23 protein-coding genes are annotated in these 26451 nt (G+C 73.8%); 8 read left to right on the forward strand and 15 right to left on the reverse strand.

Features of this window, described 5'->3' with window-relative positions; genetic code table 11:
* From secA to mtrA, 6 genes are all read right to left on the reverse strand, one after another.
* Nucleotides 1–2802 carry a preprotein translocase subunit SecA gene (gene secA / locus JQT67_RS04450; protein ID WP_208063684.1) on the reverse strand — a complete coding sequence of 934 codons (2802 nt, stop codon included), beginning with the start codon at nucleotides 2800–2802 and terminating at the stop codon, nucleotides 1–3.
* A gap of 113 nt (nucleotides 2803–2915) precedes the next feature.
* Nucleotides 2916–3599 (reverse strand): ribosome hibernation-promoting factor, HPF/YfiA family, encoded by a 684-nt coding sequence (gene hpf / locus JQT67_RS04455; RefSeq protein WP_021011022.1) that lies wholly within the window; start codon nucleotides 3597–3599, stop codon nucleotides 2916–2918.
* A 60-nt stretch (nucleotides 3600–3659) separates the two neighbouring features.
* Complete coding sequence (locus JQT67_RS04460) at nucleotides 3660–4394, reverse strand: ComF family protein (protein ID WP_021065060.1); 735 nt, start codon at nucleotides 4392–4394, stop codon at nucleotides 3660–3662.
* Nucleotides 4395–4457: 63 nt separating this feature from the next.
* Nucleotides 4458–6104, reverse strand: coding sequence for an LpqB family beta-propeller domain-containing protein (locus JQT67_RS04465; protein ID WP_021011020.1), 1647 nt, complete (start codon nucleotides 6102–6104; stop codon nucleotides 4458–4460).
* Nucleotides 6101–7786 carry an MtrAB system histidine kinase MtrB gene (gene mtrB, locus JQT67_RS04470; protein WP_208063685.1) on the reverse strand — a complete coding sequence of 562 codons (1686 nt, stop codon included), beginning with the start codon at nucleotides 7784–7786 and terminating at the stop codon, nucleotides 6101–6103. Before mtrB ends, JQT67_RS04465 begins: the two co-directional genes overlap by 4 nt.
* 3 nt (nucleotides 7787–7789) lie before the next feature.
* Nucleotides 7790–8476 carry an MtrAB system response regulator MtrA gene (gene mtrA / locus JQT67_RS04475; RefSeq protein WP_208063686.1) on the reverse strand — a complete coding sequence of 229 codons (687 nt, stop codon included), beginning with the start codon at nucleotides 8474–8476 and terminating at the stop codon, nucleotides 7790–7792.
* Between the two features lie 257 nt (nucleotides 8477–8733).
* Here mtrA and JQT67_RS04480 point away from each other — a divergent pair, with 257 nt between their 5' ends.
* From JQT67_RS04480 to JQT67_RS04490, 3 genes are read left to right on the forward strand one after another with little or no spacing between them, the layout of a single operon-like run.
* On the forward strand, nucleotides 8734–10461 hold the full coding sequence (locus JQT67_RS04480) for a carbon starvation protein A (RefSeq protein WP_208063687.1): 1728 nt from the start codon (nucleotides 8734–8736) through the stop codon (nucleotides 10459–10461).
* Between the two features lie 3 nt (nucleotides 10462–10464).
* Nucleotides 10465–10758: a cory-CC-star protein gene (locus tag JQT67_RS04485; protein ID WP_307864211.1), complete on the forward strand. Its 294-nt coding sequence runs from the start codon at nucleotides 10465–10467 to the stop codon at nucleotides 10756–10758.
* Entirely contained in the window at nucleotides 10749–11720 is a 972-nt protein-coding gene (locus JQT67_RS04490) for an ArsA family ATPase (RefSeq protein WP_208063688.1), read from the forward strand. Before JQT67_RS04485 ends, JQT67_RS04490 begins: the two co-directional genes overlap by 10 nt.
* Nucleotides 11721–11742: 22 nt before the next feature.
* On the opposite strand, the gene JQT67_RS04495 is transcribed toward JQT67_RS04490, so the two are convergent.
* Together JQT67_RS04495 and JQT67_RS04500 are read right to left on the reverse strand one after the other, a co-directional pair.
* Nucleotides 11743–13542 carry an ABC-F family ATP-binding cassette domain-containing protein gene (locus tag JQT67_RS04495; protein ID WP_208063689.1) on the reverse strand — a complete coding sequence of 600 codons (1800 nt, stop codon included), beginning with the start codon at nucleotides 13540–13542 and terminating at the stop codon, nucleotides 11743–11745.
* 133 nt (nucleotides 13543–13675) lie between these two features.
* Entirely contained in the window at nucleotides 13676–14596 is a 921-nt protein-coding gene (locus tag JQT67_RS04500; RefSeq protein WP_021009307.1) for a 4-(cytidine 5'-diphospho)-2-C-methyl-D-erythritol kinase, read from the reverse strand.
* Nucleotides 14597–14665: 69 nt separating this feature from the next.
* Between JQT67_RS04500 and JQT67_RS04505 the strand changes: the two genes are divergently transcribed.
* Nucleotides 14666–15055, forward strand: coding sequence for an MmcQ/YjbR family DNA-binding protein (locus JQT67_RS04505; protein WP_208063690.1), 390 nt, complete (start codon nucleotides 14666–14668; stop codon nucleotides 15053–15055).
* Between the two features lie 19 nt (nucleotides 15056–15074).
* Here JQT67_RS04505 and rsmA read toward each other — a convergent pair whose 3' ends face one another.
* Entirely contained in the window at nucleotides 15075–15902 is an 828-nt protein-coding gene (gene rsmA, locus JQT67_RS04510; RefSeq protein WP_031223152.1) for a 16S rRNA (adenine(1518)-N(6)/adenine(1519)-N(6))-dimethyltransferase RsmA, read from the reverse strand.
* Between the two features lie 177 nt (nucleotides 15903–16079).
* Here rsmA and JQT67_RS04515 point away from each other — a divergent pair, with 177 nt between their 5' ends.
* Nucleotides 16080–17051: a hypothetical protein gene (locus tag JQT67_RS04515; RefSeq protein WP_208063691.1), complete on the forward strand. Its 972-nt coding sequence runs from the start codon at nucleotides 16080–16082 to the stop codon at nucleotides 17049–17051.
* Between the two features lie 9 nt (nucleotides 17052–17060).
* Here the strand turns inward: JQT67_RS04515 and JQT67_RS04520 are convergent, their stop codons facing one another.
* Complete coding sequence (locus JQT67_RS04520; protein WP_243755689.1) at nucleotides 17061–17885, reverse strand: TatD family hydrolase; 825 nt, start codon at nucleotides 17883–17885, stop codon at nucleotides 17061–17063.
* 290 nt (nucleotides 17886–18175) lie between these two features.
* On the opposite strand from JQT67_RS04520, the gene JQT67_RS04525 reads away from it, so the two are divergent.
* A complete protein-coding gene (locus JQT67_RS04525; RefSeq protein WP_208063693.1) occupies nucleotides 18176–18652 on the forward strand; it encodes a hypothetical protein in 477 nt (158 codons plus the stop codon).
* Nucleotides 18653–18656: 4 nt separating this feature from the next.
* On the opposite strand, the gene JQT67_RS04530 is transcribed toward JQT67_RS04525, so the two are convergent.
* Genes JQT67_RS04530 through rsmI form a run of 3 tightly spaced genes read right to left on the reverse strand, consistent with a single transcriptional unit; the run spans nucleotide 18657 to nucleotide 21561 of the window.
* Nucleotides 18657–19124, reverse strand: a complete 468-nt coding sequence (locus JQT67_RS04530; protein WP_208063694.1) for an SRPBCC domain-containing protein — start codon at nucleotides 19122–19124, stop codon at nucleotides 18657–18659.
* Nucleotides 19125–19140: 16 nt separating this feature from the next.
* The gene (metG, locus tag JQT67_RS04535; protein WP_021009315.1) at nucleotides 19141–20691 is read right to left on the reverse strand and encodes a methionine--tRNA ligase; all 1551 of its coding nucleotides are present in this window, start codon (nucleotides 20689–20691) and stop codon (nucleotides 19141–19143) included.
* Between the two features lie 51 nt (nucleotides 20692–20742).
* Nucleotides 20743–21561, reverse strand: a complete 819-nt coding sequence (gene rsmI / locus JQT67_RS04540) for a 16S rRNA (cytidine(1402)-2'-O)-methyltransferase (RefSeq protein ID WP_208063695.1) — start codon at nucleotides 21559–21561, stop codon at nucleotides 20743–20745.
* A gap of 120 nt (nucleotides 21562–21681) precedes the next feature.
* On the opposite strand from rsmI, the gene JQT67_RS04545 reads away from it, so the two are divergent.
* Nucleotides 21682–23382: a dolichyl-phosphate-mannose--protein mannosyltransferase gene (locus JQT67_RS04545; protein ID WP_208063696.1), complete on the forward strand. Its 1701-nt coding sequence runs from the start codon at nucleotides 21682–21684 to the stop codon at nucleotides 23380–23382.
* A gap of 4 nt (nucleotides 23383–23386) precedes the next feature.
* Here JQT67_RS04545 and JQT67_RS04550 read toward each other — a convergent pair whose 3' ends face one another.
* Nucleotides 23387–25153, reverse strand: coding sequence for a thioredoxin domain-containing protein (locus JQT67_RS04550; RefSeq protein ID WP_208063697.1), 1767 nt, complete (start codon nucleotides 25151–25153; stop codon nucleotides 23387–23389).
* An 82-nt stretch (nucleotides 25154–25235) separates the two neighbouring features.
* Complete coding sequence (locus JQT67_RS04555) at nucleotides 25236–25655, reverse strand: DUF2695 domain-containing protein (RefSeq protein WP_208063698.1); 420 nt, start codon at nucleotides 25653–25655, stop codon at nucleotides 25236–25238.
* Between the two features lie 84 nt (nucleotides 25656–25739).
* On the opposite strand from JQT67_RS04555, the gene JQT67_RS04560 reads away from it, so the two are divergent.
* On the forward strand, nucleotides 25740–26411 hold the full coding sequence (locus JQT67_RS04560; protein WP_208063699.1) for an alpha/beta family hydrolase: 672 nt from the start codon (nucleotides 25740–25742) through the stop codon (nucleotides 26409–26411).
* Nucleotides 26412–26451 lie beyond the last annotated feature (40 nt).

Genomic DNA, 26451 nt, shown 5'->3' on the forward strand with positions numbered 1-26451 from the left:
TCAGTCGTTCGCGTCGTCCTGCGACTGCCCGAAGGCGCCGACCTTCTTGGGCGCGGCCTTCGCCTGCTTGTCGGCCGCGCGCCGCTGCTGGCGGTTGCCGCCCTGCGCCTGCGCCTTCGCCGCGACCGCCGGGTTGCCGCTCTTCGCGCGCCCCTTCGCGGTCGCCGCCGTGAGCTCCTTGCCGCGCGAGTCGTGCACCGACGCCTCGCCGTCCTCGTCGGGTGCCGAGTAGGTGAGCTTCGCCGCGTCGTCCTCGACCTCCTCGAGGCCGCCGCCCTCGATCGCGGGCGCCTCGGGGCTCGCGCCCTGGTGCACCTTGACCTCGAGGTTGAACAGGAACTGCACCGACTCCTCGCGGATCGCCGACATCATCTGCTGGTAGAGCGCGAAGCCCTCGTTCTGGTACTCGACGACCGGGTCGCGCTGCGCCATCGTGCGCAGGCCGATGCCCTCGCGCAGGTAGTCCATCTCGTAGAGGTGGTCGCGCCACTTGCGGTCGATGACCGAGAGCACGACGCGGCGCTCGAGCAGGCGCATCGCGGGCGAGCCGAGCGACTCCTCGCGGCGCTCGTAGGCGAGCTTCGCGTCGGAGACGAGCTGCTCGTAGAGGAAGTCGGCCGTCAGGCGCGGCTGCGCCTCGGCGACGACCTCGTCGATCGTGATGCTCACGGGGTAGATCGTCTTCGCCTCGGTCCAGAGCGCATCGAGGTTCCACTCGTCGCTGTCGCCGCCGACCGCATGCGCGTCGACGAGCTCGCGGATCGTGCCCTCGAGGAAGCCCTGCACGCGGCCCTGGAGGTCGTCGCCGTCGAGGATGTGGCGGCGGTCGGAGTAGATCGCCTCGCGCTGGCGGTTCATGACGTCGTCGTACTTGAGGACGTTCTTGCGCATCTCGGCGTTGCGCGCCTCGATCTGCGCCTGCGCGGACCGGATGGTGCGGGAGAAGATCTTCGACTCGAGCGGGATCTCGTCCTCGTCGGCGTCGACGGCCATGAACCGCTGCGCGACGGCGCCGCCGAACAGGCGCAGCAGGTCGTCCTGCATCGAGAGGTAGAAGCGGCTCTCGCCCGGGTCGCCCTGACGGCCGGAGCGGCCGCGGAGCTGGTTGTCGATGCGGCGCGACTCGTGCCGCTCGGTGCCGAGCACGTAGAGGCCGCCGGCCTCGACGACCTGCTTGGCCTCCGCCTCGACGGCGGCCTTCACCTCGGCGAAGACCTCGTCCCAGCGCTCCTCGTACTCCTCGGGGGTCTCGGCCGGGCTCAGGCCGAGCTCCTGCATGCGCGTGACGGCGAGGTGCTCGGCGTTGCCGCCGAGCATGATGTCGGTGCCTCGACCGGCCATGTTCGTCGCGACCGTGACGGCGCCGAGGCGGCCGGCCTGCGCGACGATCGATGCCTCGCGCGCGTGGTTCTTGGCGTTGAGCACCTCGTGCGCGACGCCCGCCTTCGCGAGCAGCCCCGAGAGGTACTCGCTCTTCTCGACGCTCGTGGTGCCGACGAGCACGGGCTGGCCGGCCTCGTGGCGCTCGACGATGTCCTCGACGACGTGCTTGAACTTGCCCTCGACGGTCGAGTAGACGAGGTCGGGCTGGTCGATGCGCTGCACCGGCTTGTTCGTCGGGATGGGGACGACGCCGAGCTTGTAGGTCGACATGAACTCGGCGGCCTCGGTCTCGGCGGTGCCGGTCATGCCCGAGAGCTTCTTGTAGAGGCGGAAGTAGTTCTGCAGGGTGACCGTCGCGACCGTCTGGTTCTCGGCCTTGATCTGCACCCCCTCCTTCGCCTCGATCGCCTGGTGGATGCCCTCGTTGAAGCGGCGGCCCTGCATGATGCGGCCGGTGTGCTCGTCGACGATGAGCACCTCGCCGTTCATGACGACGTAGTCGGAGTCGCGCTTGAAGAGCGCCTTCGCCTTGAGCGCGGTGTTGAGGAACGAGATGAGCGGCGTGTTCGCCGACTCGTAGAGGCTGTCGATGCCGAGCAGGTCCTCGACCCGCTCGATGCCGGGCTCGAGCACGCCGACGGTGCGCTTCTTCTCGTCGACCTCGTAGTCGACGTCGGGGCGCAGGCGCTTGGCGATGCGCGCGAACTCCGCGAACCAGCGGTTCGCCTCGCCCGCGGCGGGGCCTGAGATGATGAGCGGCGTGCGGGCCTCGTCGATGAGGATCGAGTCGACCTCGTCGACGATCGCGAAGCCGTGGCCCCGCTGCACCATGGCCTCCTTCGAGTGGGCCATGTTGTCGCGCAGGTAGTCGAAGCCGAACTCGTTGTTCGTGCCGTAGGTGACGTCGGCGGCGTACTGCTCGCGCCGCACCTCGGGCGACTGGCCCGCGATGATGCAGCCGGTCGTCATGCCGAGCGCGCGGAAGACGCGCCCCATGAGCTCCGACTGGTAGCTCGCGAGGTAGTCGTTGACCGTGACGATGTGCACGCCCTCGCCGGTGATGGCGTTGAGGTAGGCGGCGATCGGCGCGACGAGGGTCTTGCCCTCACCGGTCTTCATCTCGGCGATGTTGCCGAGGTGGAGCGCGGCGGCGCCCATGATCTGCACGTCGTAGGGACGCATCCCGAGCGTGCGCTTCGCGGCCTCGCGCACCGCGGCGAAGGCCTCGGGCAGCATCGTCTCGAGCGCCTCGCCGTCGGCGTAGCGCTGGCGGAACTCGGCGGTCTCCTGCGCCAGCTCCTCGTCGGTGAGCTCCTCGAAGGCATCCTCGAGCTTCGCGACGTCGGCGGCGATGCGCTCGAGGCGCCGCAGCAGCCGGCCTTCGCCGGCGCGCAGCATTTTCTCGAAGAAGTTGGCCACGAGGGATGCCTCCCGTGCGTTGGGGGAAAGGGACGGTCCTTGACCGACTGCCCATCGTAGCAACCGGCGCCCGGCGGCGCCCCTGCGATGCTCAGGGGCGCCGCGGGGTCGCGTCAGGATGCGGCCGCGGGAGCGCTCTCCTCGCTGGCCTCGGGCTCGGCGATGGATGCGTCGAGCGAGATGACGCCGTAGGACCAGCCCTTGCGGCGGTAGACGACGGCGCACTCGTCGGTGGCCTCGTCGACGAAGAGGTAGAAGGGGTGCCCGACGAGCTCCATCTGGTCGACGGCGTCGCTCACGCTCATCTTCTTGGCCGGGAACCGCTTCTTGCGGATCACGACGGGCGACCACTCCTGCTCCTGCTCGGGCTGCTGCTCGACGACCGGGATGGCGCCGGTCGCGACCGCCTCGACGATCTCGGGGTCGGCGGGCGTGATCGCGACCTGCTCGAAGCCCGTCACGACCGCCTCGCGCAGCGGCGTGCGGCGCCGGGCGCTGTGGTCGTGCCGCTTGTCGTGCACGCGGCGGGCGCGCTCCATGATGCGGTGGAACGCGGCGTCGAAGGCGATGTACTTGTCGGGGCCGTCGGATTCGGCGCGGATGATCGAGCCCGGTCCGTGCACCGTGATCTCGACCCGGCCGCCTGCGGCCGCATGCGGGTCGGCATGGCGCGAGAGCCGGACGTCGAGGGCGGTGGCTCGCGGCAGGAGCTGCGTGACCTTGCCGAGCTTCTCCTCCGCGTAGGCCCGGAACCTGTCGGTGATGTTCGCGCCCCTCGCGCCGAATGTGATCTCCATCGTTGCCTCCCATCAGGTACGGCGTCGGCGCCAGCGGCTGCGGGCCGACTTGCGTGGCGATCACCATACCCCGCTCGTCCGAGCGTGGGCCGGGCGCGCCGGGAGGCGTCGCGGCGTGCGCGCGACGGCCACGATCGCGACCGGCTCGCAGCCCGCGGCGCGCAGCGCCCGGACTCCTTCGCGCACCGTCGCGCCGCTCGTGACGACGTCGTCGACGAGCACGGCGGCGGTGCCGGCGAGCCGCGCGGTGTGGCGCCGGCCGAGCTCGAGCGAGCCGTGCGCCGCGAGCGCGCGCTCGTCGGCGGAGCGCTCCTTCTGCGTGCCGGGCGGGGCGCGAGAGGCGACGCGGCGGAGGGGCACGGCCCGCATGCCCGCGCCGCGGAGCACGAGCTCGACGGGATCGAAGCCGCGCCGCCGCAGCCCTTCGCGGCTCGACGGCACGCGCACGAGCTGCCCCGCCGGGGCCGCGGCGATCGCGAGGGCGAGCCCGGCGCCGAGCGCGCGGGCCGTCGCCCGGTCGCCGCGCTCCTTGCACGCGCCGACGAGCGCCCGCACCGCTCCCTCGTAGCGCGCGGCGGCGACGAGCGGCACGCCGTCGAGGAGCTCGCGCTCCGCGCCGGCGAGCAGCAGTCCGGCGCACGCCGGGCAGACGGCGATGTCGGGGGCGCCGCAGCCGGCGCACTCCACCGGCCACAGCACGCTCGCCGCCTCGCGGAGCGCCGCGCGCAGAGCGGTGCCGAGCCCCTCGACGGGTGCCGCGACCGGTGCCGCGTGGCGTGCCGAGCGCATCCGCATGCCCGCACGGTCGCACGCGGGCGCGCCGGTCCGCTCAGGCCGTCGGCGCCGCTGTGGAGGACGTCACTGCTGCGTCGCGACGAGCGCGACGGGGCCGAGGCCCGGCACGGGGCTCCAGACGCTGCCGCGGAGCGCGAGCAGCGAGCCGTCGACGCCGAGCGCGCGGAGCGTCGACGCCCCCTCGCTCCCGCCGACGACCGCCCGCACGGGCTCGCCCGGCGCGGGCAGCTGCTCGGAGGCGCCGCCGACCTCGAGCAGCACGATCTGCGACTGGTCGCCGGCAGCGGCGAGCACCGCGACCTGCGTCGCGCTCGCCCACGTGACGTCGCTCGCGGCGCCGTCGACGCGCGGGAGCGCGTACGGCTCCCCGAGCGCGACGGGGCGGCCCGCGGCGTCGCGGATGACCGCGGCGACCCAGACCTGGCTCACGCTCCCGTCGACGGTCGTCATCGCGAGCCGCGCGCCGTCGCGCGAGAGCTCGATCGCCGCGATGCGATCGGCGCCCGGGGGCAGCTGCAGCTCTGCGCGCTCGCCCGCGCGCCACGCGAGCAGCCGCTGCGGCGCCGCGGCCTCCTGCACGATCACCCAGCCGCTGTCGTCGGTCGTCGCGGGCAGCGCGGCGTCGGCCGAGACCGCGACGGTGTCGGCGCCGGGCGCGAGCCAGAGCGCGGTCGTGCCGGTCGTCGCGACGCCGCCCGCGGCGCCCACGGTGTAGTCGGTCGCGCCGATCGACGCGAGGGTCGGCCCGACGTCGTCGATGCTCGACGCGCCGCCGCCGATCGGCCGCAGCGTCGAGCCGTCGAGCACGAGCGGTCGCTGGTCGACGTCGCCGTCGTCGAGCGGCGCCGCGTCGGCGCTCGAGGCGGCGAGCCCGTCGAGCCCGTCGATCTCGACGCGCACCTCCCGCACCCCGAGCGACCGCAGCGAGAGCGCGAGCTGCGCGGCGAGCTGCTGGAGGCTCGCGCTGCCGCGCTGCTCCACCTGGGCGAAGTCGAGCGTCACGGTCGCGACGGAGCCCTCGACCACGGGCTCCCCGACGCGCCGCGCCTCGGGCGCGCCCGCGGTCGTGACCGCCGGCGAGATCCACGTCGACGGGCCCTCGAGCAGCGCGTCGACCATGCGGCCCGCGAGCGTCGAGGCGGTGCGCTCGAACCAGCGCACCTCCGGCACCGCGCGAGCGCCGTCGGGCGTGACCCACGCGAGCGCGTGCGAGCGGAAGAGCTGGGCGAAGTGGAAGGCGGAGAGCACGATGCCGTCGGGCGCCTGCGCGATCCTCCACTCCCCCGCGACCCGCAGCATCCGGAACTCGAGCATCCGGTCGCTGCCGACGAGCTCGAGCGCGCCGCCCTCGTCGAGCTCCGACACCGCCGTCACGACCGCCGTCGCGGCGGTCTCGCCGCCGAGCGAGATCTCGGGCTGCCCCGAGCGCACGATGACGCCCGCCTGGGGGCGCCAGCGCTCGGCCTCGCCCGAGACGAGGTACTCGCGGGCGATCGCGAAGTCGTCGTCGGGGGTGATCGCGGCCGCGAGGAAGCCGCGCACGATCTCCTCCTGCGTCGCCCCGACGCGCGGCGACTCGGCGATGAAGACGAGGTCGCTCGCCTGCTCGGCGTCGTCGACGCGGCCGGCGGTCACCGGGCCGGAGTCGGGGATCGCGACGCAGCCGGTGAGCACGAGCAGCGCGGCGAGGGCGGCGAGGGCGCGCTTCATCGCTCCACCTCCTCGGTGGTCGTGCGGGTCGCGGGGTCGACGAGCGCGATGGGCGCGCTCGCCGTGTCGTCGGCCGCTTGCGCGGGCGGCGCCTCGCTCGGCGGCTCCTCGGCGGGCGGCAGGTCGATGGGCGAGACGACGGCGCGCGCGCCGGCGCGCGGGAGCGTGAGCCGGAACGCGGTGCCCTCCCCCGGCCGCGACCACACGTCGATCCAGCCGCCGTGCAGGGCCGCGTCGTCGCGGCTGATCGAGAGGCCGAGGCCCGTGCCGCCCGTGCGTCGCTGGCGCGACGGATCGGCCCGCCAGAAGCGGTCGAACACGCGCGACGCCTGCTCCTCGGTCATGCCGACGCCGTGGTCGCGCACCGCGATGGCGGCCGCGTCGCTCGACGAGTCGACGGTGACGACGATCGGGCGCCCCTCGCCGTGGTCGATCGCGTTGCCGAGCAGGTTCTGCAGGATCCGGCGGATGCGGCGTGGATCGACCTCCGCCTCGAAGTGCCCGCCGGGCGCGACGAGCCGCAGCTCGCTGCCGTGCTCGGCGGCGAGCGGCTCGAGCGCCGCGATCTCGCCCTCCGCGAGCCGCACGAGGTTCGTCGGCTCGATCTCGAGCTGCGCGGCGCCCGCGTCGAAGCGGCTGAGCTCGAGCAGGTCGGCGAGCAGCCGCTCGAAGCGCTCGATCTGCGTGTGCAGCAGCTCGACCGTGCGGCCGGCGACGGGATCGAACGCCTCCCGCCGGTCGTGCAGCACGTCGCCCGCGAGCTTGATCGTCGTGAGCGGCGTGCGCAGCTCGTGCGAGACGTCGCTCACGAAGCGCTGCTGCACGGTCGAGAGGGTCGCGAGCTCGTTGATCTGCACCTCGATCGAGTCAGCCATGTCGTTGAACGAGCGCCCGAGCGTCGCGACCTCGTCGTCGCCCCGCACGGGGATGCGCACGTCGAGCTCGCCGGCAGCGATGCGCGCGGCGGAGTCGGCCGCCTGCTGCACCGGCCCGACGACCATGCGGGCGACGAACCACGTGATGAGGCCGATGAGGGCGATGAGCGCGAGGCCGCCGAGCACCATCGTGAGCTGCATGAAGCCGAGCGTCGCCTGCGTCGACTGCAGGCTCGTCTGCAGGTAGAGCTCGTAGCGGCCCGCGAGCGGCACGTCGACGGTCGTGCCGACCATGATCGCGGGCTCCGAGCCGCCGCCCTGCTCGAGCCGCACCGACTGGTAGTACGGCGCGGTGTCGGATGCGTCGGCGACGGCCGTGCGGAGCTCGGTCGAGAGCAGGTCGGTGTCGAAGGCCTGCGACTGCACGTCGTTCATCTGCAGGAGCGTCTCGCCCTGCCGGTCGGTGCGGAGCATCGCGTACTCGGTCGACGTGCGGCTCGCGATGAGCCCCGTGACGGCGTCGAGCGCCCGGTCCTGGAGCGCATCCACCTCACCGCTCGTGAGCGTCGCCGTGACCGCCTCGTCGAAGATCTGCTGCATCTCGCCCGAGGCGCGCACCGCCTCGACGAGCGCCTCGTCGCGGCGCGTCTCGAAGAGGTTCTGCCCGACCGAGAGCGACATGTAGCCGAAGACGCCGACGAGCGCGAGCGTCGAGAGCGCCATGCTCGCCGCGACGACGCGCCACTGCAGCGAGCGCCGCAGCACGCGCGTCGCCCGCTCCCAGATCGGGCGGCGTCGCGCGGCCATGGCCTAGCCGGTGGGGGCGCCGGCGCGGTAGCCGACGCCGCGGACGGTCGTCACGACCACCGGGTTGTCGACGTCGCGCTCGACCTTGGAGCGCAGGCGCTGCACGTGCACGTTCACGAGGCGCGTGTCGGCCTTGTAGTGGTAGCCCCACACCTGCTCGAGCAGCATCTCGCGCGAGAAGACCTGGTTGGGCTTCTGCGCGAGCGTGACGAGCAGCTCGAACTCGAGCGGCGTGAGGCCGATCGCCTCGCCGTCGCGCGTGACGCGGTGGCCCTCGACGTCGATCTCGAGGTCGGCGACCCGGAGCACGCCGCCGTCCTCCTGGCGCGGGGCGCGCAGGCGCGTGCGCACGCGCGCGACGAGCTCCTTGGGGTTGAAGGGCTTCACGACGTAGTCGTCGGCTCCCGACTCGAGCCCGAGCACGACGTCGGTCGGGTCGCCCTTCGCGGTGAGCATGATGATCGGCACGCCGGACTCCTCGCGGATCTCGGTGCAGATCTGGATGCCGTCCTTGCCCGGGAGCATGAGGTCGAGGAGCACGAGGTCGGGACGCACGTCGCGGAAGCGGTCGAGCGCCTCCGCGCCGTCGGCGCAGTGCTCGAGCCGGTAGCCCTCGGTCTCGAGCACGATGCCGATCATCTCGGCGAGCGCGAGGTCGTCGTCGACGACGAGGATCGTCTGCTCAGCCATCGAGCGCTCCCCTCCACGGCCGCGGGACGGCGCGGCTCCCGTCAGGGTAGCCGAGTCGGCCTCGAGGATCGTTCGGGCGCCCCGCCACTCGAGCATGTCGCGCGGGCCCGGGGCGCTCGAGCGAGGCCTCGCGGCGGCAAGCTGACACCCGCCGCAAGTTTTCCCAGGTGCTTCGCAGGTGGCGCTAGGGTCGTGGAGAGCGGGCACCGCCCGCGCGCATCCAGTGCAACGGCGCACGAAACGAAAGGGAAGAGCCCATGGGTTCCTTGGTCCTCATGCTCATCGGCCTCGCGATGTTCGCGGCCGGCTACCTCGTCTACTCCAAGTACCTGGGCAAGCGGGTGTTCCGGCTCAGCAGCGCGTTCAGGACGCCGGCGCACGAGCTGAACGACGGCGTCGACTACGTGCCGACGAACAAGTTCATCCTCTGGGGCCACCACTTCACGTCGGTCGCGGGAGCGGCCCCGATCGTCGGCCCGGCCATCGCGGTCATCTGGGGCTGGCTGCCGGCGTTCCTGTGGGTCACGATCGGCACGGTGTTCTTCGCCGGCATGCACGACCTCGGCACGCTGTGGGCGTCGCTGCGCAACAAGGGCAAGTCGATCGGCGCGCTCTCGGGCCGCTACATCGGCAAGCGCGGCGCCAACCTCTTCCTCGTCGTCATCTTCCTGCTGCTGCTGATGGTGATCGCCGCGTTCGCCGTCGTCATCAAGAACCTGCTCATCAGCACGCCGACGGCGGTCATCCCGACGTGGGGCGCCATCATCGTCGCCCTCCTCGTCGGTGTCGCGGTCTACCGCATGCGGTGGCCGCTCATCCCCGTCACGGTCGTCGGCGTCGTGGCGCTGTACGCGCTCATCGTGCTCGGCGACAGCGTGCCGGTCGTGCTGCCCGAGAGCTTCCTCGGCATGACCCCCGCGACGTTCTGGATCCTCGCGCTGTTCGTCTACGGCGCGATCGCGTCGCTGCTGCCCGTGTGGGTGCTGCTGCAGCCGCGCGACTACATCAACGGCGTGCAGCTCTTCGTCGGGCTCATCCTGCTGTTCGGCTCGGTGCTCGTCGCGACGCTCTTCGGCGCCGTCAAGCCCGAGATCGTCGCGCCGATGTTCAACACCGACCTGCCGGCCGGTACGCCGAGCCTCGTGCCGCTGCTGTTCGTCACCATCGCGTGCGGCGCGATCTCCGGCTTCCACGGCATGGTCTCCTCGGGCACGAGCTCGAAGCAGATCGACAAGGAGACCGACGCGCGCTTCGTCGGCTACTTCGGCGCCGTCGGCGAGGGCCTGCTCTCGCTCGGCACGATCCTCGCCGTCATCGGCGGCATCCAGTCGGCCGGCGCATGGCGCGAGATCTACAGCGAGTTCGGCGCCGGCGGCGTCAACGCGTTCGTGCAGGGCGGCGGGGCGCTGCTCGAGAACGGCCTCGGCCTGCCCGCGTCGCTGAGCGCGACGGTGCTCGCGACCATGGCCGTGCTGTTCGCGGCCACCACCATGGACACCGGCATGCGACTGCTGCGCTTCATCGTGCAGGAGATCGGCCAGACGCTGAAGGTGCGCATCACCAAGATCCCCGCGACGCTCGTCGTCGTGGTCGTGGGCCTCGGCCTGACGTTCTCCCAGGGGCTCGGCGGCGAGGGCGGCCTGCGCATCTGGCCGCTGTTCGGCACGACGAACCAGCTGCTCGCGTCCCTCTCACTCTCGATCATCGCGGTCATGCTCATCCGCAAGCGGCGCAACCCGCTGCCCGCGATCATCCCGCTCGTGCTCGTGTTCGTGCTGTCGTTCTGGGCGGCGGTCGAGCAGCTCGTGGGCTTCACGGCCCCCGACAACGCCGATTGGCTGCTGTTCGCGATCGATGTCGTCATCATCATCGCGAGCGTCTGGGTCGCGGTCGAGGCGGTGCTCGCGATGCGCCGCGCCGCCAAGGCGGAGCCGGAGCCCGAGGACGAGGACGCCCAGCTCGCGGCCGAGCGCGAGACCGTCTGACGCGTGCCGTCGCACGTGCGCGCCCAGCGCCGGGAGCAGGCCTCCCGGCGCTGGGCCGCGCTGCGCGCCGGTCTGCACGAGTTCTACGTCGGCCCGTACCGGCAGACGCTGCTGCGGGAGCAGCGCGACGAGGACGACCTCTTCATGATCGTCGTGCTCGGCGAGGCGCTCGGCGTGCCCGACCCCGCCGCGTACTACTCGGCGGAGCTGCTGCCGGCGGTGTGGCAGGACTTCCACGCCTGGCACCGCCGCATCGGCATCCCCGACTCGCCGCTGGACCACATCGCATGCTGCTGACCATCGCGCGCTCGCGCCGCATCCTGTTCGTCGGCGGCAAGGGCGGGGTCGGGAAGACCTCGGTCGCCGCCGCGCTCGCGCTCGCCCGAGCGCGCGAGGGCGCTCGCGTGCTGCTGGTCTCGACCGACCCGGCGCACAACCTCGGGCACGTGTGGGGCGAGGCGGTGGCGGATGCGCCCACCCGCGTGCTCACGGTCGGCGGCGGCTGCGTCGACGCGGTCGAGATCGACCCGCTCGAGACGATCGAGCGGCACTTCGCCTCGGTCGCCGACACGATGCGGCACCTGCTGCCCGAGCGCCTGCACGCCTCGGCGAGCGCGCACCTCGAGCGGGCGCGGACGGCGCCGGGCAGCCACGAGTCCGCGGTGCTCGAGCGCATCGCCGAGCTCGTCGCGGCGGGCCTCGAGACGCACGACCTCATCGTCTTCGACACCGCGCCCTCGGGGCACACGCTGCGGCTCCTCGCGCTGCCCGAGCAGCTGACGGGCTGGACCGAGACGCTGCTGGCCAACCGCGACCGCTCCGACCGCTTCGCCGCGGCTGCGCGCAGCGTCGTCGGCACGCGCGACGAGCAGCCCTCCGCCGATGCGCAGCTCCGCCGCACCCTCATCGCGCGCCGCGACCGCTTCGCGCTGCTGCGCTCGGCCATCACCGACGCGGCGCAGACCTCGTTCGTCGTCGTCGCCATCGCCGAGCGGCTGCCGGTCGCCGAGTCGATCGACGTCGTGCGCCAGCTGCGGCAGCTCGGCGTCGACCCCGCCGCGGTCGTGGTGAACCGCCGCTCCCCCGCCGATGCCGGACCGCTGCTGGCCGAGCGGCGCGCGCAGGAGGAGCAGCACCTCGCCGTCCTGCGCGACGCGACGCACGGCATCCCGATCACCCAGGTGCCGCTCCTGCCCGGCGACCTCGCCGGCGCCGAGGCGCTCGGCGCGCTCGCCGACCGCCTCGCGGCAGCCACCTGACCCGCGCCCCTCCGCGGCCGGGTCAGGACTCGAGCGCCTCGTGCGCCTCGAGCCACTGCTCCTCGAGCTGCGCGATGCGCTCGTCGACCTCCGCGAGCTCCGCCTGCAGCGCCGTGAGGGCGTCGAAGTCGGCGTGGTCGGCGCGCTCGAAGCGCTGCAGCACCCGCTCGCGATCGCTCGTCGCCTTCGCGAGCCGCCGGTCGAGGCTCGCCGCCTCCTTCTCCATCGCGCGCCGCTCGGCCCCCGAGAGGCCCGGGGCATCGGTCGCGCCGGCGCCCGCGGGCGCGGCGGTCGCCTGCGCTCCCGACCGCCCGACCGAGCCCTTCCCCGATCGCTCGAGGTACGCATCCACCCCGCCCGGCATGTGCACGAGGCGACCGTCGAGCACCGCGTACTGGTGGTCGGTGACGCGCTCGATGAGGTAGCGGTCGTGGCTCACGACGATGAGGCAGCCGGCCCAGGAGTCGAGCACGTCCTCCATCGCCGCGAGCATGTCGGTGTCGAGGTCGTTCGTCGGCTCGTCGAGGATGAGCACGTTCGGCTCGTCGAGCAGGATGAGCAGCAGCTGCAGGCGCCGGCGCTGGCCGCCCGAGAGGTCCTTCACGAGCGTCGAGAGCTCGCCGGAGCGGAACCCGAGCCGCTCGAGCAGCTGGCCGGGGCTCAGCTCCTTGCCGCCGGAGACGTAGCTCGAGCGCAGCCGCCCGACGACCGTGCGCACGGGCTCGTCCTCGTGCTCGCGCAGCTCCTCGAGCTCCTGCGTGAGCTCGGCGATCTTCACCGTCTTGCCGGTCTTCACGCGGCCCGAGGTGGGGCGGATGCGTCCGGCGATGAGGGCGAGCAGGGTCGACTTCCCGGCGCCGTTGCGGCCGAGCACGCCCGCGCGCTCGCCGGGGGCGATGCGCCACGTGACGTCGTCGAGGATGGTCCGGCCGCTGAGCTCGACCGAGGCGCCCTCGATGTCGACGACGTCCTTCCCGAGCCGGGTCGCGGCGAGCTGCGCGAGCTGGATCGGGTCGCGCACGGGCGGCTCGTCCTCGATGAGCTGCGTCGCCGCCTCGATGCGGAACTTCGGCTTCGCGGTGCGGGCGGGCGCGCCGCGGCGCAGCCACGCGAGCTCCTTCTTCATGAGGTTCTGCCGCTTCGCCTCGCTCGCGGCCGCCATGCGGTCGCGCTCGACGCGCTGCAGCACGTAGGCCGCGTAGCCGCCCTCGAAGGGCTCGACGATGCCGTCGTGCACCTCCCACGTGCCCGTGCACACCGCATCCAGGAACCACCGGTCGTGCGTGACGGCGACGAACGCGCCGCGGCCGGTCGCGAAGCGGGCGTTGAGGTGGTCGGCGAGCCAGGCGATGCCCTGCACGTCGAGGTGGTTCGTGGGCTCGTCGAGGAAGAGCACGTCCCAGTCGCCCGCGAGCAGCTGGGCGAGGGCGACGCGGCGCCGCTGGCCGCCCGAGAGGTCGCCGATGCGCGCGTGCCAGTCGAGGTCGCCGACGAGGCCCGCGATGAGGTCGCGGATGCGCGCGTCGCCCGCCCACTCGTGCTCAGGCCGGTCGCCGACGACCGCCTGGGCGATCGTGCCCTCGGGGTCGAGCGTGTCGCGCTGGTCGAGCACGCCGACCTGGAGGCCGCCGCGGCGCGTGACGCGGCCGCTCGTCGGCTCGAGGCTGCCCGCGAGCACGCGCAGCAGCGTCGACTTGCCGTCGCCGTTGCGGCCGACGATGCCGATGCGATCGCCGTCCTCGAGACCGAGCGAGATCGACTCGAACACGGTGCGGGTCGGGAACGCGACGCCGACGCGCTCGGCGCCCAGGAGATGTGCCATATCCCCTCCATCATCCCGCACGCCGCGCTTCGGCGCCCGCCGACCGGGGCGGTCGTGCCCGAGCGGGGCCGGCGCGCCGTGCCCGCTCGGGCGCAGCCGCCCCTGTGGGCAAGAAGCGGGCGGATGCGTCGGGTCAGTCGATGAGGCGCGCACCCGGCACGGGGCCGGTCACCTTGAGCGCGAGCACCTGCGAGGCCGAGAGCGTCACCTGCAGCTCGATCGCCGACTCGAGGCTGTCGCACAGGAACGCGACCGTGGGCCCCGAGCCCGAGACGATGCCCGCGAGCGCGCCGGAGCGCTCGCCGAGCTCGAGCGTGCCCGCGAGGCGAGGCATGAGGCGCAGCGCGGGCGCCTGGAGGTCGTTCTGCAGCACCTCGGCGAGCATCGACGCGTCGCCCGCCCGCAGCGCCTGCAGCACGCGCGCATCCACCGTCGGCACGTCGTGCGCGGGCGCGATGTCGGCGGCGTGCAGCGCCCGGTGCTCGTCGAGGGCGCGGTAGACGTCCGGCGTCGAGAGCCCCGCGTCGGCGATCGCGAGCACCCAGTGGAACTGCCCGCGCGCGAGCGCGGGCGTGAGCTGATCGCCGCGGCCGGTGCCGACCGCGGTGCCGCCGGCGAGCGCGAACGGCACGTCGGCGCCGAGCTCGCGCGCGATCTCGACGAGCGCGTCGCGGCCGAGGTGCAGCCCCCACAGCTCGTCGCACGCGACGAGCGTCGCGGCCGCGTCGGCGCTGCCGCCGCCCATGCCGCCCGCGATCGGCACGTGCTTCTCGATCGAGAGCGCGACGCCGCCCGAGACGCGCCCGCGGCGCGCGAGCGCCATGGCCGCGCGGATCGCGAGGTTGTCGGCGCCGGTCGAGAGCTGGTCGTGCGGGATGGGGCCCGAGAAGCGCACCGAGAAGTCGCTCGCTTCGCTCGCCTCGACGATCTCGTAGAGGCTCACCGCCTGGTAGGCGGTCGCGACGTCGTGGTAGCCGTCGTCCTGGATCGCGCCCACGCCCAGGTGCACGTTGATCTTGCCGGGCGCCTTCGCCCGCACCGTGCTCCTGCCCATCACGCGTTCCAACCTAGTGCGCTCGAGGGGGCGCTTCCTGCGCGCCCGCGGGAGCCCTACGCTCGCCGCATGGCGCACCCGCGCACGTTCGACGACGACGACCCGCTCCTCGCACGGCTGCGGTCGATCGCGCTCGCGCTGCCGGGCGCGCAGGAGAAGCTCTCGCACGGCCGGCCGGCCTTCTCCACGCAGAAGGTCTTCGCCTACTTCGGCGGCTCGACGCGCGAGGAGTACGCCGCGGGCCTCCGCCCACCGCGCGTGTCGGTGCTGCTCGAGCCCGACGAGCGGCTCGCGATGCTCGCGGAGGGCGCGGTCGAGCCCGCGTACCTCGGTCCCTACGGATGGGTCGCGGTCGACCTCGACGGCGCCGACTGGACGCGCGTGGCCGAGCTCGTCGAGGCCTCGTTCCGCGTCACGGCGCCGCAGCGCCTCGTCGCGGAGCTCGACGCGCGCGGCTGACGCGGAGCCGCGACGACCGTCAGCGCGCCGGCCCGGCCTCGGCGATGCGGATGAAGTCGTCGAGCGCGAGCGCCTCGCCGCGCAGCGTCGGCTCCACCCCGGCGCGCTCGAGCACCTCGGTCGCGGCGGCTGGCGAGCCGAAGACGCCCGAGAGCGCTTGCCGCAGCATCTTCCGCCGCTGCCCGAACGCGCCGTCGATCACGGCGAACGTCGCGCGCCGCAGCTCCTCCGAGCCGCGCGCGGGCCCGCGCCGGAACCCGACGAGCACGCTGTCGACGTTCGGCACCGGCCAGAAGATCTGCCGCGACACGTCGCCCTCGAGCGCCCACGGTCCCCACCACGCGACCTTGGCCGAGGGCGAGCCGTAGGTCTTCGAGCCCGGCTTCGCGGCGAGCCGGTGGCCGACCTCGGCCTGCACCATCACGAGCGCGCGATCGATCGTCGGGAACCGCTCGAGCAGGTGGATGAGCACGGGCACCGACACGTTGTAGGGCAGGTTCGCGACGATCGCCTCGGGCGCGAACGGCAGCGACTCGATCGTGAGCGCGTCGTGGTGCACGACCTCGAGGCGCGCATCCGGCTGCTTGCGCCCGACGGTCTCGGGCAGCAGCTCGGCGAGCCGCGGGTCGATCTCGACCGCGGCGACCCGGGCGCCCGCCTCCGTGAGGCCGAGCGTGAGCGAGCCGAGCCCCGGCCCGACCTCCACGACGTCGCGACCCGCGACATCCGCCGTCCGCACGATCCGGCGCACGGTGTTCGCGTCGACGACGAAGTTCTGCCCCCACCGCTTCGTCGGCGTCAGGTCGAGCCGCGCGGCGAGCGAGCGGATCTCCGCCGCCCCGAGCAGCGCGTCGGCGCTCCCCCGGCCCTGCGCCGCCGCATCGCTCGACCGCTCGGGCGTCTCCTCCGTGCTCACGCGTCGAGCCTATGCCGAGGAGCGCGACTGCCGTCGCCGAGCGGCATGCGGCAGGATGCCAGGCAGGGACGCGCGACACGACGCGCGTCGCGGCCGAGGGAGACCGCCATGGCAAGCAGAGCAGGGTTCCGGATGCGTCGGAGCGCGCGAGCGCGCACGCTCGCCGCCGTCGCGCTCACCGGGGTCGCGGCGCTGCTCGCCGCGTGCAGCAGCACGGCGCCCGGGCAGTCGACCGCCCCGAGCGCGCCCTCGACGAGCGACAGCGGCGCCGGCGCCGCTCCCGTCGCGATCGAGCCCGAGCTGCTCGCGAGCGACGGCCTCTTCGAGCGCGTCTCCGCCGACGGCGTCGCGGTGCTGTGGTCGGAGCCCGGCGAATCGCTCGCGGTCGTGATCGGCGGCTCGGGCGGCGGGGGCGGCTGCATCCCGCAGCCGAACGCCGCCGAGCTCGACGACGGCGCCGTCACGATCGCCTTCGACCCGCCCGACCCGGCGATGATGTGCACGGCCGACTTCGCGCTGCACGGCTGGACGCTCGGACTCCCGGAGCCGGTCGACGCCGCGGCGCCGCTCGACGTGCAGCTGACCGATCTGCAGGGCGAGGGCGAGACGCGGGAGGTGCGCGTCGAGTCCGACGACGTGCTGACCGCCCCAGCCGACCCCCAGCCGTCGCTCATCGACGACGCACCTGGCGCGACGGCGCCGACGCCGATCCCTGAGGATCAGCTGCCGGACGCCGACGCGGTCATCCCCCCGGGCACCCTCCCGCAGGTCGCGGTCAAGTGGCTCGAGCCCGGCGCCTCGCTCGCCGTCATGACGATCGGCTCCGTGGTCGCCCCGGCCTGCAACGCGACGCCGGTGGGGGCGACGGTCACCGGCCCCGGCGCGATCGAGGTCGCGTTCGAGCTGCCGCAGGGTGACATGGACTGCCCCGCCGACGGCGGGCTCTACGGCTGGGAGTTCCCGCTCCCCGAGCGCATCCCCGCCGCGCTCGGCGTCGAGGTGACGGTCACCGGCACGATGCACGACGGCAGCGAGGCCGTCATCGCCCTCGCGCCGGAGGACGTGCTCGGGCAGCCCTGACCCGGCCGCTCAGGCCCAGCTGCCGTAGGCGCGGAGCGTGTTCTCCGCCGTCTCGGCCGCGAGCTCGTCGGCGTCGACGCCGAGCCGCTCGGCCATGGACCGCACCGTGAGCGGCGTGAGGTAGGGGCTGTTCGGGCGCCCGCGGAACGGCGCGGGCGTCAGGAACGGCGCATCCGTCTCGACGAGGATCCGGCTGCGGTCGGCGACCTCGAGCGCCGCGTGCAGGTTCTTCGCGTTCGAGAACGTGACGGTGCCGGCGAACGAGAGGTACCAGCCGTGCTCCGCCGCGGTGCGCGCGAGCTCCGCGTCGCCCGAGAAGCAGTGGAAGACCGTCGTCTCGGGCGCCCCGACCCGCAGGAGCGTCTCGACGACCGCGTCGTGCGCGTCGCGATCGTGGATCTGCAGCGCGATGCCGTGCCGCTTCGCGATCTCGATGTGCGCCTCGAACGACTCGTGCTGCGCGCGCCGGCCGTCCTCGCCGGTGCGGAAGAAGTCGAGGCCCGTCTCGCCGACCGCCCGCACGCGCGGCTCGGCCGCGAGCCGATCGATGACCGCGAGCGCCTCGTCGAGCGTGCCCGCCTCGGCGTAGCCGGGCGCCTCGTTCGGGTGGATCGCGACGGCCGCGAGCACGCGGGCGTCCTGCCGCGCGAGCGCGGCCGACCACTCCGACGACTCGACGTCGCCGCCCACCTGGATGACGCCCGCGACCCCGGCCCGACCCGCGGCATCCAGCGCCTTCCAGTACGGGAAGTCGTCGCCGTCCTTGATCTCGAGGTGCGTGTGGTTGTCGTAGATCGGCACGCCGAGCGGCTCGGGCAGCTCGGGGCGCGTCATGTCGCGCTTGCCGTCGTCGTGCCGTGCGCGGATGTACTCGCCGCCGGGCAGCACCGTCTCGCCGGGCGTCTCGGGCACGTCGAGGGGCGCGGTTCCGTCGTGGTCGGCAGGCATGCTCCCAGCCTACGAGGGGCGGAGCAGAGCGAATGCTTGGGGGACGTCCAGGCGGCTCCAGGGCGCCCTTGCCACCGTGGTGGACGCTCGACCAGGTTTGGAGGACCCACGGCATGCGCCTTCGACTCGCACTGCCCGTCACGATCGCAGCGAGCCTCGCCACCGCGGGGTGCGCCATGAGCGGCCAGGGAGCCGCGAGCGAGAGCGCGGTCGGCTACGCCGAGCGGGCGGATGCGTCGACGTCGTCGAGCGCGCAGGGCGCGGCGGCGACCGCGGCCGAGGCGATCCAGGCGGTGCAGGCTGCGGCGCCCGGCGAGCTCAACGCGGGCGAACCGGGCGTGCCGCTGGAGAGCGGCGCGTCGCTCGACGACGTGCTGCGGCTCGGGGCGGTCGCCGTCTGGATCGAGGAGCCGACCCTCTTCGCCGTGTCGGTGCCGGCGGCGCAGGACTGCTGGCCGAGCGCCGGGGAGCCGGTCGCGATCGACGGATCCGCCCTCGTCGTCGCGTTCCTGCAGGGCGACGCGTGCGCGACGCCGACCGCGGCGCGCACGTACCGGCTCGAGGTGCCCGAGGAGGTCGACGCCGACGCCGGGCTCGACCTCGCCGTCGTCGGCCTCGGCGAGGAGTTCGCGCTGCGCCTGCCCGCCTCGTAGCGCCTCAGTGCGCGAGGTGCACGAGCAGCTCGTCGAGCCGCTCGAAGCCCTCGTCCATCCCGCCGTCGAGCCCCGACTCGACCATGGCGTCGCACGCCGCCCGCGAGGCGAACGTCGAGGTGATCTCGAGCGCGCAGCGGCCGCCGGGCAGCTCGCGCAGCTCGAGCACCTCGAGCGTCGGGTGCCCGGGCTCCTGCTGGAGCTCCCACGTGTGCACGATCCGGCCCTCGACGACCTCGTGGTAGGAGCCCCAGAAGCGCCACTCGCCGCCGGCCTCCACCGTGTAGTCGAAGCGGCCGCCGGTGTGCGCCTCGAAGCGGTCGATGCGCAGCCGCGAGCCGCGCGGGCCCATCCACTGCGCGAAGAGCTCCGCCGTCGTGTGCGCGCGCTGCACCTGCTCGGGGCTCGCGTCGAACTCGCGCCGGTGCACGATCGCCTGCTCGCCGACGCGCTCGTGGGTCGTCTCCGCCATGGCCGAGACCCTACGCCTACGCCGCCGGCGTCGCCTGCTCGATCCGCGGGAACAGCGGCGGCACCGTCGTCACGCGGCCCGTGCCGCGCCACTCGTGCGCCTGCCGGATCGGCTGCTCGAGCACCTCGCCCTCGCCGCCGACCGCCGCCCACAGCGCCTGCGCGCTCGCGGGCATGATCGGGGCGAGCAGGATCGCGGCCGCGCCGATGCCGTGCACGTTCGAGGCGAGCACCTGCGCGAGCCGGTCGCGCTGCGCCTCGTCCTTCGCGAGCACCCACGGCGCCTGCTCGGTGATGTAGCCGTTGAGGCGCTCGACGATCGACATCGCGGCGTCGACCGCCTGGTCGATCGCGAAGCGGTCGATCGCGCTGTCGGCGCGACCCACCGCATCCGTCACGAGCGACTGGATCTCGTCGTCCGGCGCGACGTCGGGCACGACGCCGTCGCAGTACTTGTGCACCATCGCGATGACGCGCGAGGCGAGGTTGCCGAGGCCGTTCGCGAGCTCCGAGTGGTAGCGCGCGTCGAGGTCCTCCCACGAGAAGGAGCCGTCGGAGCCGAACGCGATCGCCGACGAGAAGTAGTAGCGGAAGGCGTCGACGCCGAAGACGTCGGTGATCTGCCGCGGCTCGATGCCGGTCGCCTTCGACTTCGACATCTTCTCGCCGCCGACGAGCAGCCAGCCGTGGCCGAAGACGTGCTCCGAGATCTCGAGCCCTGCGGCCATCTGCATCGCGGGCCAGATGACGGCGTGGAAGCGCGCGATGTCCTTGCCCACGATGTGCACGGCGGGCCAGCGGCGCGCGAACTGCTCGTCGTCGACGCCGTAGCCGTTGGCGGTGATGTAGTTGAGCAGCGCCTCGAACCAGACGTAGACGACGTGGCTCTCGTCCCACGGCACCTTGATGCCCCAGTCGAACGTGTTGCGGCTGATCGAGAGGTCGGTGAGCCCTTGCTTGACGAACTGCCGCACCTCGTTGCGCACGTGCTCGGGCTGCACGTAGTCGGGCCGCTCGTCGTAGAGCGCGAGCAGCCGGTCGCCGAACTCCGAGAGCTTGAAGAAGTAGTTCGCCTCGCGCACGACCTCGATCGGGCGGGAGTGGATGGCGCACACGAGCTGGCCCTCGAACTCGCCCGTGCCCGGCACGAGGTCGTTCGCGGTCTTGTACTCCTCGCAGCCGACGCAGTACTGCCCCTCGAACTCGCCGTGGTAGATGTAGCCGGCCTCCTTGAGGCGCTCGAGGAAGATGCGCACGCCCGCCTTGTGGCGCTCCTCGGTCGTGCGGATGAAGTCGTCGTTCGCGATGTTGAGCAGCTCGAGCTGCGGCTTCCACGCGGTCTCGACGAGCCGATCCGTCCACTCCTGCGGGCTCACGCCGTTCGCGGCCGCGGTGCGCATGATCTTCTGCCCGTGCTCGTCGGTGCCGGTGAGCATCCACGTGTCGTCGCCGCGCATGCGGTGCCAGCGGGCGAGGACGTCGGTGGCGACCTCGTTGTAGGCGTGGCCGATGTGGGGTACGTCGTTGACGTAGTAGATCGGCGTCGTCACCGTAAAGCGCTCAGACATGGGGTCAAGTCTAGGAGCCGCCGGCTCCCCCCGGCCGCCGGTCGCGGGCGCTCAGGCGGGCGGATTCGTCAGGGCGGCCTGGTAGAGGGCGTTCCGCGGGTGCCCGGTCGCCTCCGCGACCTCGGCAGCGGCATCCTTGAGCCGCATCCCGCCCTGCTTGAGGCGCAGCACCTGCTCGACCGCGGCGTCGAGGTCGGCGAGCACGGGCGCCGCGCCCTCGACGACGATGACGATCTCGCCCTTCACGCCCGCGCGCGCCCAGTCGAGCAGCTCAGCCGCGGTGCCGCGGCGCACCTCCTCGAAGCGCTTCGTGAGCTCGCGCGCGACGGCGATGCGCCGGCCCGGCATCGCGCGGTCGATCGCCTCGACCGACTCGGCGAGCCGGTGCGGCGCCTCGAACAGCACGACGGTGCGCTCCTCGCGGGCGATCGCGGCGAGCATGCGGTCGCGCTCCCCCGCCTTCCGCGGCAGGAAGCCGTCGAACGCGAAGCGGTCGGTCGGCAGCCCCGAGAGCGCGAGCGCCGTGAGCACCGCGGACGGGCCGGGCAGGCACGTCACCTCGACGCCCGCCTCGACCGCCGCTTGCACGAGCCGGAAGCCGGGGTCGCTCACGGTCGGCATGCCGGCGTCGGTCAGCACGAGCACGTCGCCCTCGCGAGCGCGGTCGACGAGCGCGGGCGAGGCCGCCTCCTCGTTGTGCTCGTGGAGCGCGACGAGCTGCGGCTGCGCCTCGATGCCGAGGGCGCGGAGCAGCTGACGGGTCGTGCGGGTGTCCTCCGCGGCGATGATCGGCACGATGGCGAGCGCCTCGCGCAGCCGCCCGCTCGCATCGCCGAGGTTGCCGATGGGCGTCGCCCCGAGGATGATCACCCGGCCAGGCTAGCCCGCGGGCGCTCTGCCGCCCGCGGGGCCGCTCCGCCGCCGCAAGCGGCAGAGCGTGTCGCAGCGCGCACGGCGGCGGCCACCGGCGGCGATGCGACAATCGGGCGTGTGACCCTGCCCCGCACCGCCGACGACGCCGACGGCGTCGACGACCGCGACGACGCCGAGGCGGTGGCCGAGCCCGCGCTCGCGCGCCGGTCCGGCCGAGCGCGCGGGCGGCTCACCTCCGCGTACACGGCCGTCGAGCGGCGCCTGCTCGAGCCGCGCATCCGTCGCCGTCTCGAGATCGGCGCGCCGGTCGCGATCCTCGCGCTCGCCGCGATCGTGCGGCTCACGAACCTCGGGCACCCGGGCGTGCTCGTCTTCGACGAGACCTACTACGTCAAGGAGGGCTGGTCGACCTGGCAGCTCGGCTACGAGGGCGAGTGGGTCGAGGGCAGCGACGAGCGCTTCGAGGCGGGCGACCCGGGCGGTCTCACCGACGAGCCCGACTACGTCGTGCACCCGCCGCTCGGCAAGTGGATCATCGGCATGGCGATGGCCGTCTTCGGCATGGCCGACCCGTTCTGGTGGCGGCTGCCGAGCGCGCTCGCGGGCATCGCGGTCGTCGGCCTGACCTACGCGGTCGCGCGCGGGCTGCTGCGCTCGGTCGCGTTCGCGAGCCTCGCGGGCTTCCTCGTCGCGATCGACGGGCTCGCGATCGTCATGAGCCGCACGGCGCTCCTCGACGGCGTGCTCGCGATGTTCGTGCTCGCGGGCGCGGGAGCGCTGCTGCTCGACCGGCGCGGCTCTCCCGCGCGCACCGTGCGCGCCCTCGCCGACCGGCCCCAGCGCATCCTGGCCGCCTTCTGGAACCGGCCGTGGATCATCGTCGCGGGCGTGCTGCTCGGCGCCGCGTGCGCGACGAAGTGGTCGGGCGCCGCGTTCCTGGCCGCGTTCGGGCTGTGGACGGTGCTCATGGATGCGCTCGACCGGCGCCGCGCGGGCTACCGCTCGCCGTGGCTCGGCACCCTGCTCTCGCAAGCGCCCGCGAGCTTCGTGCTGCTGTGCGGGCCGGCGCTCGTCGTCTACGTCGCGAGCTACGCGGGCTGGTTCGACGGCGGCTGGGGCTCGCAGCTCATGCTCGAGCGCGCCGACCTGCGCTGGGGCGGGCTGCTCGCGTGGGTGCCGCTCGGCCTGCAGTCGCTGTGGCAGTACCACGTGCAGCAGTTCGGCTTCCACGTCGGGCTCACGAACGACCACAGCTACCAGTCGCCGGCCTTCGAGTGGTTCTACCTCGGCCGGCCGACGGGCTTCGAGATGGTCTCGGGCTCCGAGGGCACGTGGTGGGTCACCGCGCTGCCCAACCTGCTCATCTGGTACGGCTCGGTCGTCGCGCTCGGCGTGCTGCTGTTCCACTTCGGCCGCTCGCTCGACCGCCGCGCGGGCTTCCTGCTCGTCGCCGTCGCCGCCGGCTACGTGCCGTGGCTGCTCGTGCCCGAGCGCACGATCTTCTTCTTCTACGCGATCGTCATGCTGCCGTTCATGGTCATCGGCCTCGCCGCTGCGCTGCAGCTGCTCGTCGGGCCGAGGAGGCTGGCGGCGGATGCGTCGACGCGGCTCGAGTCGGACGTCGCCGCCGCCGTCCCGCCGCCCGCTCGCGTCGACGATGGCGCCGAGCGGCGCGCGGCGGGCTGGTCGGTCGTCGCCGTGATCGTGGTCGTGGCGATCGCCGTCTCGCTGTGGTTCATGCCCGTCTGGTACGGCATCCAGCTGGAGTCGGACCTCATCCGGCTGCGCTACTGGCCACCGATGTGGCCGGGCCGCTGAGCGCTCAGTAGCGCTCCGGGAGCTCGCAGACGAACGCCTCGCAGCGGTAGGCGCCGGGCTCGGTCTTGCCCTCGAAGAGCGAGAAGCCGGCGGCCGCGAGCTCGGCAGCCTGCTCGGGCGAGGCGAGCACCGCGCCCGGCTCCCGCCGATGCTCGATCGGCGGATCGCCGATGAGCACCGTCGTGCGCGGCGGCTCGGCCAGCAGCGCCGCGACGCGCAAGGTGGCGGCTCCGGCGAGCGGGTTGCGCATCGCGAGGCTCGCGTCGAGCACGCGCTTCGCGTGCTCGAGGTGCGCCGCGTCGCCCGTGAGCGCGTAGAGCTGCTGCAGCGCGCCCGCGAGCGCCGAGCGGCCGGAGGGGGCGTCGCCGTCCGAGTCGGGCCCGCGCTCGAGCGCCGGTCCCTGCCCGGTCGGCGCCGTGGGATCGGGCGCTGCGGCGAGGATCTCGCGCGCGGCGATCGCCCAGCGAGCCTCACCGGTCGCGGCGGCGAGCGCGAGCAGACCCGAGGCGAGGCAGCCGGCGTCGGCGGCCGTCGCCGCGGCGCTCGAGGCCCGGCCGCCGAGGCTCGCGTGCACGAGCGCGGCGGGATCGGCCGCGTGGTGCTCGAGCAGGAAGTCGGCCGCGCCGCGGGCGAGCTCGAGCGCGCGCTCGTCTCGGTCGCGGAGCGCCCGGATCGCGAGCGCCTCGATCGCGAGGCCGTTCGCGGCGGTGACGACGAGCCGGTCGAGCGGTGGCCGCTCGACGCCCGGCGCATCCGGATCGGCCGCGAGGTGCCAGCCGCCCTCGACGCGCTCGCCGTCGACGGTCGACTCCGCGTCCTCCGCGATCGCGAACGCGCCGCCGGGCAGCCGCAGCACGTCGCCGAGGAAGCCGACGATGCCCGCCGCGACGGTCTCGCGGCCCAGCAGCGTCGCGGCGTGCAGCAGCTGCGCGTTGTCGACGAGCATCCGCTCGAAGTGCGGCACCGTCCAGTCGCGCTGCGTCGCGTAGCGGAAGAAGCCGCCGTCGCGGCCGCGCAGGCTCGAGTAGCCGCCCGCCGCGACCACCTCGTCGTCGCCCGCGGCCGCGTCGAGCAGCCGCTCCGCGAGCCCCGGCGCGAGCGCGGCCGTGCGCGGCTCGGCGAGCGCCACGATGAGCCCGGGCTGCGGGAACTTCTGCCCCTCGCCGAGACCGCCGTGCCACGAGTCCTCGACGGACTCGACCGAAGCCAGGGCCGCGCGCGCCTCCTCGCCGCTCGGCGCGTCGCCGCCGCCCCCGCGCGCCGCGTCGCGGAGCGCCTCCTGCACGCGCGCCGCGGTCGCGAGCACCGCATCCGACTGCTCGCGGTAGGCCTGCCCGATCGCGGTCAGCAGCTCGCCGAAGCCGGGCACGCCCTGCCTGCTCGTGGGCGGAAAGTAGGTGCCGGCGAAGAACGGCAGCCCGTCCGGGGTGAGGAAGACGCTCAACGGCCAGCCGAGGTTGCGCGTGAAGGCGCTCGCGGCGCTCATGAGCGCGTCGTCGACGTCGGGCCGCTCCTCGCGGTCGACCTTGATGGCGACGAAGCCCTCGCGCAGCCGCTGCCCGATCTCGGGGTCGGCGAACGACTCCCGCGCCATGACGTGGCACCAGTGGCACGTCGCGTAGCCGACCGAGGCGAACACCGGCACGCCGCGCTCGCGCGCCTCGGCGAACGCCTCCTCGCCCCATTCGCGCCAGTCGACGGGGTTGTCGGCGTGCAGCCGCAAGTAGTCGCTCGCCGCGTGCGCGAGCCGGTTGTCGACGGGGCGCTCCATGCGCGGGACGCTACTCCGCGAGGCTGGGCGCCGCGTGCTCGAGCGAGTGCCGGCGGCCCGCGCGACGACCGCGCGCCGCGGCTCACCATCGGCCGCGCCGGATCATGCGGTGCCAGTTGCGGCACGGCTGCGTCGAGCCGCGCCGCACGCCGAGGCACGGCGGCATCGACTCGGGCGGCTCGGCCTCGAGCACGATCGTGCGCCCGTCGACCTCGATCTCGCGGCTCGTCGACCAGAGGTGCCAGGCAGGCTGCATCGCGTTGACGAGCACCTCGCAGTCGCAGTAGCCGCCCGCCGACTCGAGCCGGGCGAGCAGCGCCGTCGCGCGCGGTGCGACGAGGTCGCGGTAGCGCTCGGCGAAGCGCAGGTCGCCGTCGCAGCCGCTCCCCTCGATCGCGCGGTCGAGGTAGCAGGCGATGCACTCGCCCGGCTGCGGCACGGCCCACTCCTCGAGCAGGCCGCGCAGGTAGGACTCCGCCTCGTCGGCGATCGATCGCTCCATGCGGCGCAGGGTCGCAGGATCCGCGCCCGGCGCGAGCGACGCATCCGCCGCCCTGTGGAGAGCGAGGCATGCGAGGCTCGAGGCATGCAGCCCCACGCCCTCGACGAGACCAGCATCGTGCCCGTCGCGATCGAGCACCCGACCGTGCCGCACGTCGACGCGATCGTCGAGGTGCCGCGCGACCCGTGGGCGAGCCTCGTGCTCATGCACGGCGCGGGCGGCTCGGCGACGAGCCCGTGGATGGTCGGCGCCGCACGCGGGCTCGTCGCCGCCGGCGTCGCGGTCGCCCGCGCGAGCTTCCCCAACGCGCAGGCCGGCAAGCGCCAGCCCGAGCGCGAGCCGAGCGCGATCGCGACGTGGCTCACGGTGATGGATGCGGTGGCACCGCTCCTGCCGCACGACCCGTGGGCGGGCGGCAAGTCGTTCGGCGGCCGCATGGCGGCCGCCGCGGTCGCGAGCGGCATGCCCGCGGCGGGGCTCCTCTACCTCGGCTACCCGCTGCACTCGCCCGGCAAGCCCGAGCGGCTCAAGGACGCGCACCTCGACGCGATCGCGCTGCCGCAGCGGTTCCTGCAGGGCACGAACGACCCGTTCCAGTCGGGCGATCTGCTCGACCGGCTCGTCGAGCGGCTGCCGGACGCGCGCGTCGACTGGGTCGCCGGCGGCGACCATTCGTTCCTCGTCGCGAAGGGCGATCGCGACCAGCAGCGCGTCGCCGAGGCCCTCGGCCCGCGCATCGCGGCGCTGCTGCGCTGAGCGCGACACGACCCGCTCGCGGCGACCCGACCGCTTCGCG

Source organism: Agrococcus sp. TF02-05 (assembly GCF_017565345.1).
Taxonomy (GTDB): domain Bacteria; phylum Actinomycetota; class Actinomycetes; order Actinomycetales; family Microbacteriaceae; genus Agrococcus; species Agrococcus pavilionensis.